13 protein-coding genes and 1 tRNA gene are annotated in these 13,003 nt (G+C 53.8%); 9 read left to right on the forward strand and 5 right to left on the reverse strand.

Features of this window, described 5'->3' with window-relative positions; all coding sequences use genetic code 11:
- The first annotated feature begins 3 nt into the window (after positions 1-3).
- The 3 genes from modB (at position 4) to QKW35_RS08655 (ending at position 2,019) form a co-directional block, all read left to right on the forward strand.
- Positions 4-678 carry a molybdate ABC transporter permease subunit gene (modB, locus tag QKW35_RS08645; protein ID WP_425607993.1) on the forward strand — a complete coding sequence of 225 codons (675 nt, stop codon included), beginning with the start codon at positions 4-6 and terminating at the stop codon, positions 676-678.
- Positions 678-1,769 (forward strand): molybdenum ABC transporter ATP-binding protein, encoded by a 1,092-nt coding sequence (gene modC, locus QKW35_RS08650; protein ID WP_282352355.1) that lies wholly within the window; start codon positions 678-680, stop codon positions 1,767-1,769. Before modB ends, modC begins: the two co-directional genes overlap by 1 nt.
- A gap of 174 nt (positions 1,770-1,943) precedes the next feature.
- A tRNA-Glu gene (locus tag QKW35_RS08655) sits at positions 1,944-2,019 on the forward strand.
- A gap of 209 nt (positions 2,020-2,228) precedes the next feature.
- On the opposite strand, the gene QKW35_RS08660 is transcribed toward QKW35_RS08655, so the two are convergent.
- The 3 genes from QKW35_RS08660 to purM are packed head-to-tail and all read right to left on the reverse strand — an operon-like array spanning position 2,229 to position 4,679.
- Positions 2,229-2,945 (reverse strand): DUF3108 domain-containing protein, encoded by a 717-nt coding sequence (locus tag QKW35_RS08660; RefSeq protein ID WP_282352356.1) that lies wholly within the window; start codon positions 2,943-2,945, stop codon positions 2,229-2,231.
- 27 nt (positions 2,946-2,972) lie between these two features.
- A complete protein-coding gene (gene purN, locus QKW35_RS08665) occupies positions 2,973-3,617 on the reverse strand; it encodes a phosphoribosylglycinamide formyltransferase (protein WP_282352357.1) in 645 nt (214 codons plus the stop codon).
- A 3-nt stretch (positions 3,618-3,620) separates the two neighbouring features.
- The gene (gene purM, locus QKW35_RS08670; RefSeq protein ID WP_282352359.1) at positions 3,621-4,679 is read right to left on the reverse strand and encodes a phosphoribosylformylglycinamidine cyclo-ligase; all 1,059 of its coding nucleotides are present in this window, start codon (positions 4,677-4,679) and stop codon (positions 3,621-3,623) included.
- A gap of 140 nt (positions 4,680-4,819) precedes the next feature.
- Here purM and QKW35_RS08675 point away from each other — a divergent pair, with 140 nt between their 5' ends.
- Genes QKW35_RS08675 through hda form a run of 3 tightly spaced genes read left to right on the forward strand, consistent with a single transcriptional unit; the run spans position 4,820 to position 7,678 of the window.
- On the forward strand, positions 4,820-5,884 hold the full coding sequence (locus tag QKW35_RS08675) for a DUF2066 domain-containing protein (RefSeq protein ID WP_282352361.1): 1,065 nt from the start codon (positions 4,820-4,822) through the stop codon (positions 5,882-5,884).
- A 3-nt stretch (positions 5,885-5,887) separates the two neighbouring features.
- Entirely contained in the window at positions 5,888-6,973 is a 1,086-nt protein-coding gene (locus tag QKW35_RS08680; protein WP_345774488.1) for an AI-2E family transporter, read from the forward strand.
- Positions 6,974-7,678, forward strand: coding sequence for a DnaA regulatory inactivator Hda (hda, locus tag QKW35_RS08685; RefSeq protein ID WP_282352363.1), 705 nt, complete (start codon positions 6,974-6,976; stop codon positions 7,676-7,678). It begins immediately after the preceding gene.
- Between the two features lie 15 nt (positions 7,679-7,693).
- On the opposite strand, the gene QKW35_RS08690 is transcribed toward hda, so the two are convergent.
- Both QKW35_RS08690 and QKW35_RS08695 read right to left on the reverse strand, forming a co-directional pair.
- Positions 7,694-8,890 (reverse strand): amino acid aminotransferase, encoded by a 1,197-nt coding sequence (locus tag QKW35_RS08690; protein ID WP_282352365.1) that lies wholly within the window; start codon positions 8,888-8,890, stop codon positions 7,694-7,696.
- Between the two features lie 230 nt (positions 8,891-9,120).
- Positions 9,121-10,755 carry a VRR-NUC domain-containing protein gene (locus QKW35_RS08695; RefSeq protein ID WP_282352367.1) on the reverse strand — a complete coding sequence of 545 codons (1,635 nt, stop codon included), beginning with the start codon at positions 10,753-10,755 and terminating at the stop codon, positions 9,121-9,123.
- Positions 10,756-11,191: 436 nt separating this feature from the next.
- On the opposite strand from QKW35_RS08695, the gene QKW35_RS08700 reads away from it, so the two are divergent.
- Genes QKW35_RS08700 through tcdA form a run of 3 tightly spaced genes read left to right on the forward strand, consistent with a single transcriptional unit; the run spans position 11,192 to position 13,001 of the window.
- Positions 11,192-11,917, forward strand: a complete 726-nt coding sequence (locus QKW35_RS08700) for a TIGR01621 family pseudouridine synthase (RefSeq protein WP_282352368.1) — start codon at positions 11,192-11,194, stop codon at positions 11,915-11,917.
- Between the two features lie 46 nt (positions 11,918-11,963).
- The gene (locus QKW35_RS08705) at positions 11,964-12,176 is read left to right on the forward strand and encodes a hypothetical protein (RefSeq protein ID WP_282352370.1); all 213 of its coding nucleotides are present in this window, start codon (positions 11,964-11,966) and stop codon (positions 12,174-12,176) included.
- A 30-nt stretch (positions 12,177-12,206) separates the two neighbouring features.
- Complete coding sequence (tcdA, locus tag QKW35_RS08710; RefSeq protein WP_425607994.1) at positions 12,207-13,001, forward strand: tRNA cyclic N6-threonylcarbamoyladenosine(37) synthase TcdA; 795 nt, start codon at positions 12,207-12,209, stop codon at positions 12,999-13,001.
- The last annotated feature ends 2 nt before the right edge of the window (positions 13,002-13,003 follow it).

A 13,003-nucleotide genomic window follows, 5' to 3' on the forward strand; every position in this document is an offset into this window, starting at 1 on the left:
GTGTTGGAATTTGACTGGACACCGGTTTGGCTCACGCTGAAGCTTGCGGGGATTACGACATTTACCCTGATGTTTGTGGGTACGCCGATCGCCTGGTGGCTGGCCCGCACTACACATTGGCTTAAACAACCGGTTGCTGCCGTAGTTGCGCTGCCTTTGGTGTTGCCGCCGACGGTGCTGGGTTTCTATCTCCTGTTACTGCTCGGCCCACAAGGGATGGTGGGTGAGATTACCCAGGCACTTGGTTTGGGCACGTTGCCGTTTACCTTCGCCGGTCTGGTGGTGGCCTCGGTGTTTTATTCCCTGCCGTTTGTTGTGCAGCCACTTCAAAATGCCTTCGAGGCCCAAGGTGTAAGGATGCTGGAGGTGGCCGCAACCCTGCGGGCATCCCCGTTGGATCGGTTTTTAACTGTTGCTGTACCGCTGGCGCGCCCGGGGTTTATGACCGCTGCGGTGCTGGCGTTCGCGCATACGGTGGGTGAGTTTGGCGTTGTGCTGATGATTGGTGGCAATATTCCGGGTGAAACCAAGGTGCTTTCGGTTGCGATTTACGACCATGTGGAAACCTTGGAGTACGAGCAGGCACATCTGCTGGCGGGGGGGATGTTGGTGTTCTCTTTTACTGTCCTATTGGTGCTGTACATGGTGAATGGCCGTCTGCACAGGAGTGGGCGCTGATGCCGGTATTGGAGGGCGCTAAATCGACCCTTGAGGCCCGGTTTAAAGCCAGCCTGGGAGCGTTCACGCTGGATGTGGATCTGTCGCTTCCTGCGAAGGGAGTGACGGCGTTGTTTGGTCATTCCGGATCGGGAAAGACAACCCTGTTGCGCTGTATTGCCGGGCTGCACAAGGCTCAGGGCGAACTGAATGTAAGTGGCGAGTATTGGCAGCACGCCGAGTATTTTTTGCCGGTTCATCAGCGGCCACTGGCCTACGTGTTCCAAGAGGCCAGTCTTTTTCCTCATCTCACTGTAAAGCGAAATCTGGAATACGGTTTTAAGCGTATCCTGCCGCAGGTACGTCAGATCAGCTTTGATCAGGCGGTTCAGTGGTTGGGGTTGGAGGCGATGCTGGATCGAATGCCCGACAAGCTGTCCGGAGGAGAGCGGCAGCGTGTGGCTATTGCTCGTGCATTGCTAACCAGTCCTCGGGTTCTATTGATGGATGAACCACTGGCGGCGCTTGACCACCGCAGCAAGCAGGAGATTCTCCCATACCTTGAGCGGCTGCATGAGATGCTGTCGATCCCTATTCTGTATGTGACCCATTCACCGGATGAAGTGGCGCGGTTGGCGGATCATTTGGTCCTGTTGGATCGGGGTAAGGTGATCGCATCTGGATCTCTGAGTGAAACGCTATCCCGTATTGATCTGCCCGTGCTGGTCGGTGAGGACGCGGGCGTTGTAATTCAGGCGCGTGTCGCGGAGTTGGATGCGCGTTGGCACTTGTGTCGCGCTGAGTTTGATGGAGGCAGTTTGTGGTTGCCGGGGGATGGGCTGAAGGTCAATGATAAGATTCGTCTGAGGGTACTTGCACGCGATGTCAGTTTGGCCTTGGATAAGCATGAAGATCAGAGCATGCTCAACCTGATTCCTGCTTCGGTGGTTGAGTTGGCGGATAATGCGCGACCGGGTGTTGTATTGGTCAAGCTAAAAGCGCAGTCTACGCACTTTCTTTCCCGCCTAACGGCACGTTCTGTGGATAAGCTGCACTTGATACCCGGTAAGAAAGTATGGCTTCAGGTGAAGTCGGTGGCTGTGCTTGAGTGATTGCCGTAAATGTCAAAAATGTGAAAAAAAGTATTGACGTAAAATCTGCCTGGGGTATCATACGCCCCGTCTTCAGGAGGTAGGCTTAAAGCCCACCAAAATATAGGTAACTCACTGATTTATAAGTAAGTTATTTTAGTGTCTGAAGTTTCATAACTCGAAAGAGTCTTATGCGTCCCATTCGTCTAGTGGCCTAGGACACCGCCCTTTCACGGCGGTAACAGGGGTTCGAACCCCCTATGGGACGCCATTTCTTCTGCTCTAATTCAGGGCAAAAATATCATAAACAACATTCATAGCGTGTGTGAATAACTCTGATTCAGAGTGGTTTCTTGTGTCTAAACACAGCTTTTCCACAGGGTTGTTGTGGTGTGGCTCCGCCTGAAGTTGCGCTGACTGAAAAGTGCTATGGAAGGGTGCGGGTGATGGCTGGTGCGCGCGCGGATTGGGACTTTGGTGTTAGCTGTCGGTCTTTTTTAGGAGAAGGGAGTAGGTTTTATCCTTTTTCTCCTGGCGGAAGAGTTTTACAAGCTGGAAGTCGAGTGCGGGGGCAAACCAGATCAGTGTCTGGCGGTCCTTATTGTCTTTGTAGATACGTTCAACCCGAATCGATTTGAAGTTGCCTGCAGGGGTTTCGATGGTCTCCTCGCCGGTCACGGCAAAGCTGTAGGTTTTCAGGCGTCCGCCGTCGGCCACTGCATATGTAAACTCTTTTTTTCCCGCGGCTACATCGGTCTGGAGCTGCAGCTGGTAACTCAGCTTATCCAGTACGCCAGGCTGAATCTCCATTTTCCAGGGTTTGTTTTCTACATCGTTGGTTACAGTCTGGGTTTGCCAGTCAAAGCTCAAATTGGCCTTGCGGGTTTTGCCGAGGACCTTGCGGTTGTAAGTGTACTGGAGGGGGGTGATCCTGTTTTGATCCAAAGAGAACCGGCTGGATTCTTTAATGCTGGCGAAAAGCGCTGAAGCCTGTGACTGCAGCAGCCATTGCTGCTGTTCGTTTTGGCTGAGGCTGCGCGTGCTTTCGCCTTTCAGTGAGACGGAGCCCTCCGAAACCACGCTGTAGGTGGCCTGGAAGGCTTGGATTGCACCTGAGTCTGCCGCGTAGATTGCAGGGCTAAAGATGATCGCAGTCGCCAGCGTGGCTGTGCACAGGTGAGTGATCGTCTTTCTCATGGTGTAATCCTTGTCTCGTGGATGCCGTTATGGCTGGAACTGAATGCCTTCTGCTGGAGCTGGCTGTCCGTCGAAGAGCAGGCCTTCCGGGGACCAGCTTACGCGCTCTGCACAGATCCACTCTACTGCCAGAGGGTAGATCTGGTGTTCGCGAACATGCACCTTCTGCTGCAGGCTGTCACTTGTATCATCCAGTTCGATGCTTACTCGTCCCTGAACAAGTGATGGGCCGCCGTCCAGTTCTTCGGTCACAAAGTGGACAGTACAGCCGTGTTCCTGATCACCCGCATCCAACGCACGCTGATGGGTGTTCAGGCCTTTGTATTTTGGTAGCAGGGAAGGGTGGATGTTGAGCATCTTGCCTTCGTAGTGGCGCACAAATTCTGGTGTCAGAATGCGCATGAAGCCTGCCAGTACAACCAGGTCCGGGTTATAACTGTCGATCAGCTCCATCATTGCAGCATCAAAGCTTTCGCGGGAATCAAAGGCTTTGTGGTCCAGTACTTCAGTTGGGATGTTGGCGTTGGCTGCGCGTTCAAGGCCGAACACGCCGGCTTTGTTACTTAGAACTGCTACCACTTCTCCATCGATGCGACCGCTCTGGGTCGCGTCGATGATTGCCTGAAGGTTGGAGCCGCTGCCGGAGATCAGGACAACGATCCGCTTTGGCATCAATTAGGCCTCCGCGCCGCGCAGTTCTACCTGCTCTTCGCCGTCAGCTGCATTCTCGATAGAGCCGATGACCCACGCGTCTTCGCCAGCTGCTTTCAGCACGTTCAGGGCGTTGTTAGCTTCTTCTGCTGGTACACAGATCACCATACCCACACCGCAGTTGAAGGTGCGGTACATTTCGGTGGTTTCAACGTTGCCCTGTGTCTGCAGCCACTGGAATACGGCTGGCAGTTCCCAGGAGTTCAGGTCGATAACTGCTTTAGCGCTTGCCGGCAGTACACGAGGGATGTTTTCCAGCAGGCCGCCACCGGTGATGTGAGACAAGGCGTTAACCTGGCTCTCTTTGATCAGTTTCAGCAGGGATTTCACGTAGATACGGGTTGGTTCCATCAGGGCGTCAGCCAGTGGCTTGCCATCGATGGTTTCGTTCAGGTCTGCACCACGTACTTCGATGATCTTGCGGATCAGGGAGTAACCGTTGGAGTGAGGGCCAGAAGATGCCAGGCCGATCAGAGTGTCGCCAACCTTAACGTTGGAGCCATCGATGATCTCGTCTTCTTCTACAACACCGGTGCAGAAGCCGGCCAGGTCGTAGTCCTCGCCTTCGTACATGCCTGGCATTTCTGCGGTTTCACCACCTACCAGTGCGGCGCCTGCCAGCTCGCAGCCTTTGCCGATGCCGGTCACAACGTCTGCTGCAGTATCAACGTTCAGTGCGCCAGTTGCGTAGTAGTCCAGGAAGAACAGCGGCTCAGCACCGGCAACAACCAGATCGTTTACACACATGGCTACCAGGTCGATACCGATAGTGTCGTGTTTCTTCAGATCCATCGCCAGGCGAAGTTTGGTTCCTACGCCGTCAGTACCGGAAACCAGTACTGGCTTGTTGTAACCCTGTGGGATACGGCACAGTGCGCCAAAACCACCCAGACCGCCCATAACTTCGGGACGTGCAGTGCTTTTAGCCACACCCTTGATACGGTCAACCAGGGCGTTACCAGCGTCGATATCAACGCCAGCATCTTTATAGCTCAGAGAAGTGTTGTCAGAACCGGTAGACATGGAGTAGTAAACCTTTCACCTACGTGAGGACAATTGGAGATAAATTTTCGCGTGTATTCTATCAGCTTGATGGTAGCCGGGCCATGTTGTGATAAAGTTTAGGACCGAAATTAGTCGATTCGCGTGATTTGAGCCGATTCATGGATAGTATTCGTGTCGTTTTCCTCTCTTTTCTGCTTCTGATCAGTCCTTTTGTCGCGGCTGGTGTGGCGGAAGATCTTTACAGTAGCGAGCAGCTGGTTGCCCAGCAATACGGCGAACCATCCACCAAGCTGGTGCGACAGGGGCTGCAGGACGTACTGGTCAAAGTGGCCGGCAGCCGCGATATTCTCTCGCAGCCAAGCATTCTGGAAGGCTCCCGCAATGCCAAACAGATGTTGCAGCAGTTTGGTTATCGGGCCGCGCAACGGGCAGTTGAAGCCGATGGTCAGGCCCAAGTCGCTTATATACTGAAACTCGATTTTGATCAGGTCGCTGTGGATAACCTGCTGGTATCGGCAGGTGAAAAGCCACTGGGGGCGATTCGTCCTTCACTTGTGGTCTGGCTGGCGGCTCAGCAGCAGGGACAACGCGATTACCTGTCACCCGACGGGTATATTTACGACGAGATCAAAGCCGCGGCTGCCAAGCGTGGTTTGCCTCTGCGCCTGCCGCTGCTTGATCTGGCCGATCAGCGCACGCTGCCGGTAAGCGATCTGTGGGGGTTATTTGAGTCCTCTATCTCGGACGCGTCGGCACGCTACAAGGCGGATGCGATTCTGGCCGGGCGTCTGATTCAGACATCATCCGGCAATTGGAGTTACCAGTGGCTGCTGATCAGTGGTGAAGACGTACAGCGTTTTTCCGGGTCTGGCGCGATCAATAGTGAACTGCCGAGCGTAATCGATCAGACCGCCGATAAACTGTTTTCCGCGTTGACCAGCAGCGGTTACAGCTACCGTCTGGAGGGTTTGGAAGTGCGTATCAGTAACGTAAACACTCTGTCAGACTATATTGATATCGTTGATTACATGCGCTCATTGCCAGCCGTGACTTCGGTGCATACGGTGGCAATGCAGCAGAATACGCTGCAGCTGTCGATTGAACTGGACGGTAATCTCGAGCAGCTGGAGCAGCTCCTGAGCCTGCAGCCGCAACTGGTTCCGGCAGAAACCACCGGCGAAAGTCTGACCGGGCTGACCCTAAACTATCGCTGGCTGAGATAACAGATGATGCTGACCGGATCACAACGCTGGTTTTTGCTCGTTGTAACGCTGGTATTGTGCGGCGGTGTCTATCTGCTGGCGCCTATTCTTACGCCGTTTCTGGCAGGAGCACTGCTGGCCTACCTGACCGATCCGATGGCCGATCGGCTTGAAGCCTGGGGATGCTCCCGTACCACCTCAGTTGTAATTGTCTTTGCATTTCTGACGGTCGTAATGACCATGATCTTCTTGTTGTTCTTGCCCAACCTCGGTCGCCAGATTCAGGTGTTGGTGCAGCAGATCCCTCAAGTCTTCCATTTGGTCGAGTCGCGCTTCCTACCGTGGTTACAGGTCAACATGGGGATTGATCCGAGCGCCTTTGATCTGAACATGCTGAAGCAGCTTATCCTGAAAGACTGGCAGAAGACCGGCGACATCATGGCACAGATTGCGGCGGGTATTACCCGTTCCGGGCTAGCTCTTGCGGGCTGGGCGGCCAATATGGTGTTGATCCCGGTTGTGACTTTTTATCTGCTACGCGATTGGGACGTGATGATGGAGAAGATCCAGCGTCTGCTGCCGCGCAATGTTGAGCCGCGCGTTTCGCTATGGGCGAGAGAGTGTGATGAGGTGCTTGGTGCCTTTATGAAAGGGCAGCTGCTGGTGATGTTTGCACTTGGAGTGGTATATGCAATAGGCCTATGGATCGTAGGACTTGATCTCGCGCTGCTTATTGGTATGCTGGCGGGCCTTGCGAGTATCGTTCCCTATATGGGATTTATTATCGGTATCGCGGCAGCGTTGATAGCCGCCCTTATCCAGTTTAATGACCCGACCGTCCTTTTATGGGTGGCTCTGGTTTTTGCCATCGGACAGATGCTGGAAGGGATGTTGCTTACCCCGCTGCTGGTTGGTGATAAAATAGGTTTACATCCGGTTGCGGTCATTTTTGCCATCATGGCAGGGGGCCAGTTATTTGGGTTCGTGGGCGTGTTGCTGGCATTGCCGGTAGCCGCAGTGATAATGGTGTTGCTACGCCACCTGCATGAAGGTTATAAAGGAAGCAGTCTTTATGCCCATGAAAAGCCCGAGGATAGTTCGATCTCTTAAATGAACAGTCATATTCCGTTTCAGATTCCTCTCAGCGTTAGCCTGCGCGATGATACGCGCTTTGAGAACTTTGGCCCGCAGGGCAATGAGCTTGCGTGTGCGACGTTGAAAGCCGCTGCTGGTGGTGATGGGGAACCATTTCTTTACATCTGGGGTGATGAAGGGGTGGGCTGTACGCACCTGTTGCAAGCGTGCTACTACCAGGCACAGGATATGAAGCGCAGCGCAGCGTACCTGCCGCTGGATGAGTTGGAATTGATGGGACCGTCAGTTCTGGCAGGGATGGAGCGTCTGGATCTGGTCTGTCTCGATAACGTGCAAACGGTTGTGGGTGACGCAAAATGGGAAGAGGGCTTGTTCCACTTCTTTAACCGCATGCGCCAGGAAAACAACTGTTTGGTGATGGCTGCAAATGCCGCGCCGCAGAAGCTGGGCGTTAAACTGCCAGACCTGCTATCACGTATGACCTGGGGGATCACCTCTCAGATTCACCCACTGGCAGAAGAATTTAAGCGCGATGTGTTTGTACGACGCGCTGCTTCCCGGGGTATCCACTTGGCTGAGGACGTGGTGAAGTACCTGTTTTCCCATACCAGCCACGATATGAAAGACCTGTATGACTTGCTGGATAAGCTGGATCAGGCATCACTCAGCGCTAAGCGCAAAGTGACGATTCCGTTCGTTAAAGAGGTGACAGGGATGTAATCCCTGTCCCACATATTATCCCTGTACCGCTTTTAACGCTTCACAAATCCTTTCCACGTTTTTCTCATTAATGCCTGCGACGTTGATGCGTCCACCTGTACCAACGTAGAGCGAGTAGTTTTCCCGCAGCTCCGATAGTTGAGCCTCGTTCAGGCCAAGATAACTGAACATACCACGTTGATGATTAAGAAACCCATAGTGCCAGGCGGTGGTGCCGTTTAGTGAGTCAGTCAGCAGCTTACGGCATTTCGAAATGCGGTGACGCGCTTTCTCCAGCTCCTTGCGCCACATCTGATCCAGTTCTTCGCTTTCCAAAATAGAACGTACCACCGACGCGCCGTGTCCCGGCGGCATGTAATAATTCCCACAGATCAGGTTCAGGGCTTCGCTGCGCACATCGTCACAGATCGCTTTCTCCTTGCACTTGATCAGCAGGGCCCCGGTGCGCTCAAAGTAGATGCCAAAGGTTTTTGATGCAGAGTAGGTAAGCATCCATTCTGCGTGGTTACGCTCAATCACACGCAAGCCGAGCAAGTCGCTTTCCAGACCGGTACATAGCCCATGATAGGCCAGGTCCAGCAGCGGAGTGACGCCCAGATCGGCCAATAGCCGCGAGAGTAACTCCCACTGCTCGATATTCAGGTCACAACCGCAGGGGTTGTGGCCGGCAACCTGGATAAGTACCACATCGCCGGGGGCGGCATCTTTCAGGTCCTCCATCATGCCCAGGAAGTCCAGGCCCCGGGTGGCTGGATCAAAGTAACGGTAATAACCCAGGCGCAAACCGGCTGAGCTGAAGATGGGACGGTGGGTCACCCAGGGCGGGTTGGAGAGCCATAGGGTAGCGCCCGGGTTGGCCTGCCTGATCAGGTCACCCGCAACACGCAGTGCCCCTGTTCCACCGGGTGTTTGCAGTGTGCACAGGTTTTGCGCCATGTCCGGATGGTTGCGTAACGGATCGTGCAGTAGAAGGTCGGTGATCAGGTCGTTAAAGCGCTGGTCGCCAGCCGGACCCAGGTAGGCTTTGCTGACCTCCTCCTTGAGCAGGATCGCTTCGGCCTCTTTGACCGCCTTGAGGATGGGGGTGCGTCCTTTGTTGTCGCGATAGACACCGATGCCTAAGTCGATTTTTTCCGGGTTGGGATCGGCATGGTATTGCGCCAGCATCATCAGGATAGGATCGGTAGGGCCTACTTCAATCGCTTGCAGCATAACAAAACCTCCCTTATGACTCTCTGTCAGCTTAGACCATAGGAGCCTGTCGGGCTTAACGCTAATCTACTGCGGAAAAGTCGAATTCGGCCATATTTCCCGCTCTTCCTCGTTGAATAGCTCGCTATTCGCCTCGAAAGACCGAAAAATCTACCTCAAATTGCCGTCTCTTCGTAACGATCGGTCAAACCCAACAGGCTCCAGGAAAGGCGTTGAAAAGTTCTGTGGCTTTACGCCGGTCGCAAAACCCAGCTGATCCGATAGTGGATACCGATTTCCTCAAATACCTTTAACCAGCGTTTCTGGGAGTTCTGCAACTGATCGCCCGGGCCTTTGACCTCGACCAGCAAGTAGTCACTTGTGTGGGGATGCCAGACGAACAGGTCAGGAAATCCGGAGCGGTAGGCCTGATGGTCGAAGCAGATACGTCGCAGGATCTGCAGCAACAGGTTGGCAGGAATTCTCTCGCACAGCGTCGCCAAGTGGTGCGGGTTAAAGCGTTTCCAGTTTATAAACGGATTGGCGAGCCCATCGCTCTTCGCAACCTGCCTGATCGCTTCATCATAAAGATCAAGGTTTTCCAGTGCGTTCAGGCGGGCATTGAAAATTTCTTCGCGCCGTTTGGCAAAATCCGGGCTGTTAAAGTCCAGTGGGGCCTGTTGATAAGGGTGACTGAACGCTCCCGGCAGGGGGGTGAAGATCTGCCGCCAGAACAGCAGGCCAAAAAGGGCGTTGAACAGCTCGTTTTCACACCATACACCCTCGAAACCAAGTGACTGATAGTGGGTGATGACCTGCTCTTCCACACGATTGCCGGTATCCGTCAGGCTGAGCTGCTCACTTTGAAAGTTGGTGTTCTTTTTAGATACCGGAGGTCCACCCAGCTTGCGTTTAATGCGAGGTGCAAAACTTTCGCAAAATGCCTCCTCCTCTGTGTTGAGCGGTTGCGCAGCCAGGGATTCGCAGGCATGAAGCGCTTCGGTATATAGTTCTGCCTTAAACAGAGTGCGGACGTAGCGTTCCCGGTTTGGTGGCAGGGTGGCGCTTTGATACAGGGTAATAGCCGATTTGAGTTCGCCGCTGCGTTCCAGCAACTGACCGGCGGCTTTTATCAGGCGATTACGCTTGTGTTCCAAGCGCTGGCAATTTGTAGTGGCACTCATCACTGTCAGCATATCTTTGGTCGGAAGCCCGCCTTCCTCCAGGAATTCGTTGATACGTTGAAGGTGCAGGTACCGGTCCAGCGCTGCGGGGGTGTTAAAGGCACGAGTTTCCCGATCCAGAGGGTAAGGTTCGAACTGCATCAGCCCCAGATCGGTCACCACAAACTGGGAAAGGTCCTGGTAAAGGTTACCGAAGTAGATCAGGCGAAAGCGCTCGATGCTTTCACGCCCTAAAGGCTGATAGACGTGTTCGGGTAGTAGTGTTTGCCATTGTGTCGCGTCGGCAGGCTGGTCTTCGAGTCGTGAGTCGAGTATCTCGGTCAGTTCCGCTTTGCGCCACGAACCTTTCTGTTGCAGTGCCAATTTCAGCTCTTGCGCCGTCATCAGGTTGCCCAGTTCGTGGGCGCTTAGTGTCGGGTTGATTACTAGTAAATTCTGGCGATCCAGTTCATTAGCGGCCTGTTCCAGCGATTGGATCTCTGGGTAGTTGAGCTTGTCGTGGCGAAAGTGCATTGCCCGGCGGCAGATCAGGCGGATGTATAGCTGCTGTGCGGGTTGTGACAGTTGTTGATAGCTTGCCAGCAACTGACGGTCATCATCGTGCAGCAGGTCCAGATGCAGCTCCTCGATGGTATTGAGGAGCTGATTGAAGTTATGCAGATAGTAGAGCGGATCAACCTCTACAGTCGTTGGATTTACCAATGCGTTGTTTCCTGCCGGTTATTGGCGAAAGGATACCTAGACAAACAAATTGTACGGATTATTCCCTGACTAGGGGATAACGGCAGCTAAACTTAGGGAACCTGCGAACAAGTCCGAAACACCTCTGGCATTCAGAGCGATTCGAGATCAAGGCTGCGGTTACAGCCATGCTGGTTGCCTGGCGAAAACCGCTAACGCGGAGATCGGATTGCTATGAATGCCCCTAAGGGCGGTCGCTAAAACAGCTTTCTGCTTTGTCAGGAAGCTTGGAAAGGACTTGTCATTCCGCTACGCTTCCTTTCGCGCATTAAGCTGTTTTATCAACCGCAGAGAAAGTCTCGGACTTATTCGCAGGTTCCTTAAAATATGTATGACAAAGCGGATTGCAATTCATAAAGAGCTGCCGCAAGATCCCCATTTTTTTGAGGCCAGATCCATGTACCGCATCGTTGAGGAAAACGAAGAGTTCGTACTGATCGACAAGTTGCCGGGTTTCTCCGTTCACAAGGACCAGGAAGATACAGGGCTGACGATGCAGCTTAAGGCAGATCAGGGTTATGACGAACTGATGCCGGTGCACAGGCTCGATAAGGTGACCTCCGGTCTGATGTTGTTTGCCCGCAATCATACCGCAGCCTCAGAACTCTCCCGTGCATTCAGCGAACATCTGGTCGAGAAGTATTATTTGGCGCTGTCAGACCGCAAGCCAAAGAAAAAACAGGGCGCGATCATCGGGGATATGACCCGTGCCCGCCGTGGCGCCTGGCGTCTGGCGAAAACCCAAATCAGGCCCGCCGTTACCCAGTTCTTCAGCGCTTCACTAAAGCCGGGTATCCGCCTGTTTTTGCTGAAGCCTCTGACCGGAAAAACCCACCAGATCCGCGTCGCTTTGAAAAGCATCGGTGCGCCTATCATCGGTGATCCGCTCTACCACGAACAGAGCGATACCCCGACCGATCGCACCTATTTGCACGCCTACAGCCTGAGTTTTCCTTTTCAGGGGGAGCACTATCGGTTCACCTGCCTGCCGGAGGTGGGCGAGCTGTTTGATCAGGATTGCCGTGATCTGATTGCAGAAGAGTATGCCGAGCCCTGGACGCTGATATGGCCACGCATTCAGCAACATCTGCCCGACGGCGAGGAAGCTGGTAGCCGCAAATAGATCACAGTATGATTGGCGTCTTCTGAAACACAGCCGGAGTTGAGCGATGAGCGAACGCATTGAACGCGACTTTTTTGCCCGTGACGCAGAGGAGCAGAAAGCTTTTCTGGAACAGACATGGTGCGATAACTGTATGGAAGCCAACCTCGGCATGGGCGAACCGGTTGAGTACGAACTCAACGAAACAATCTTTATCGAAGGCAAGTGCAACAAATGCGGTGAGGTCATTGTGACTGAACTGACCGACGAAGATTTCTGAGTGCAATAGGTTACAGAGAACTGCAATATCGTGTCCGACTTTGATAACCGCTTTGGTGGCACCCGCCGCCTGTATGGCAATGATGCCACCGAGTTGTACCGTCGCTCCCATGTGTGTGTTGTGGGCATTGGCGGTGTGGGGTCCTGGGTGGCCGAAGCCCTTGCCCGTACGGCGATCGGCAAGATCACCCTGATCGACCTGGATGATATCTGTATTACCAATACCAACCGTCAGATCCACGCACTGGATGGCAATATCGGCCGCTCCAAGGTGGAAGCGATGGCGGAACGTATACGTCTGATTAACCCGGAATGCCAGATTGATGAGGTGGAAGACTTTATCACCCGCGACAATATTCCTGAACTGGTCACCAACGATTTTGATTATGTGGTGGATGCAATCGACAGCGTGAAGGAGAAAGCCGCGTTGATCGCCCACTGTAACCGCCGCAAGATACCGATTGTCACTGTCGGTGGCGCCGGGGGGCAGACCGATCCAACCCGTGTGGAAGTGGCGGATCTGTCCAAAACATCCCAAGATCCTTTGGCGGCCAAGGTACGCAACTACCTGCGGCGCCATTACGGCTTCAGCAAGAGTGGCCGTCGCTTTGCGGTGGAGTGTGTGTACTCCTCCGAACAGCTGGTTTATCCACAACCGGATGGTTCTGTTTGCCAGCAGAAAAGCATCACCGACGGCAATACCCGTCTCGACTGTTCCGGCGGTTTCGGTGCGGCGACCTGTGTTACCGCAACGTTCGGTTTTGTGGCGGTATCACGCGTCTTGAAAAAGCTCGTCGAACGCGCCGAGCGGCAAGGCAAACTCTGATT

This window comes from Pontibacterium granulatum, from assembly GCF_029961155.1.
In the GTDB taxonomy this organism is placed as follows: Bacteria; Pseudomonadota; Gammaproteobacteria; order Pseudomonadales; family Balneatricaceae; genus Pontibacterium; species Pontibacterium granulatum.

Excerpts from the sequence above, each read along its gene's own strand:
- modC (WP_282352355.1), top strand. The coding sequence starts at position 678 with ATGCCGGTATTGGAGGGCGCTAAATCGACCCTTGAGGCCCGGTTTAAA.
- QKW35_RS08660 (WP_282352356.1), bottom strand. The coding sequence starts at position 2,945 with ATGAGAAAGACGATCACTCACCTGTGCACAGCCACGCTGGCGACTGCG.
- purN (WP_282352357.1), bottom strand. The coding sequence starts at position 3,617 with ATGCCAAAGCGGATCGTTGTCCTGATCTCCGGCAGCGGCTCCAACCTT.
- purM (WP_282352359.1), bottom strand. The coding sequence starts at position 4,679 with ATGTCTACCGGTTCTGACAACACTTCTCTGAGCTATAAAGATGCTGGC.
- QKW35_RS08675 (WP_282352361.1), top strand. The coding sequence starts at position 4,820 with ATGGATAGTATTCGTGTCGTTTTCCTCTCTTTTCTGCTTCTGATCAGT.
- QKW35_RS08680 (WP_345774488.1), top strand. The coding sequence starts at position 5,888 with ATGATGCTGACCGGATCACAACGCTGGTTTTTGCTCGTTGTAACGCTG.
- hda (WP_282352363.1), top strand. The coding sequence starts at position 6,974 with ATGAACAGTCATATTCCGTTTCAGATTCCTCTCAGCGTTAGCCTGCGC.
- QKW35_RS08690 (WP_282352365.1), bottom strand. The coding sequence starts at position 8,890 with ATGCTGCAAGCGATTGAAGTAGGCCCTACCGATCCTATCCTGATGATG.
- QKW35_RS08700 (WP_282352368.1), top strand. The coding sequence starts at position 11,192 with ATGTACCGCATCGTTGAGGAAAACGAAGAGTTCGTACTGATCGACAAG.
- QKW35_RS08705 (WP_282352370.1), top strand. The coding sequence starts at position 11,964 with ATGAGCGAACGCATTGAACGCGACTTTTTTGCCCGTGACGCAGAGGAG.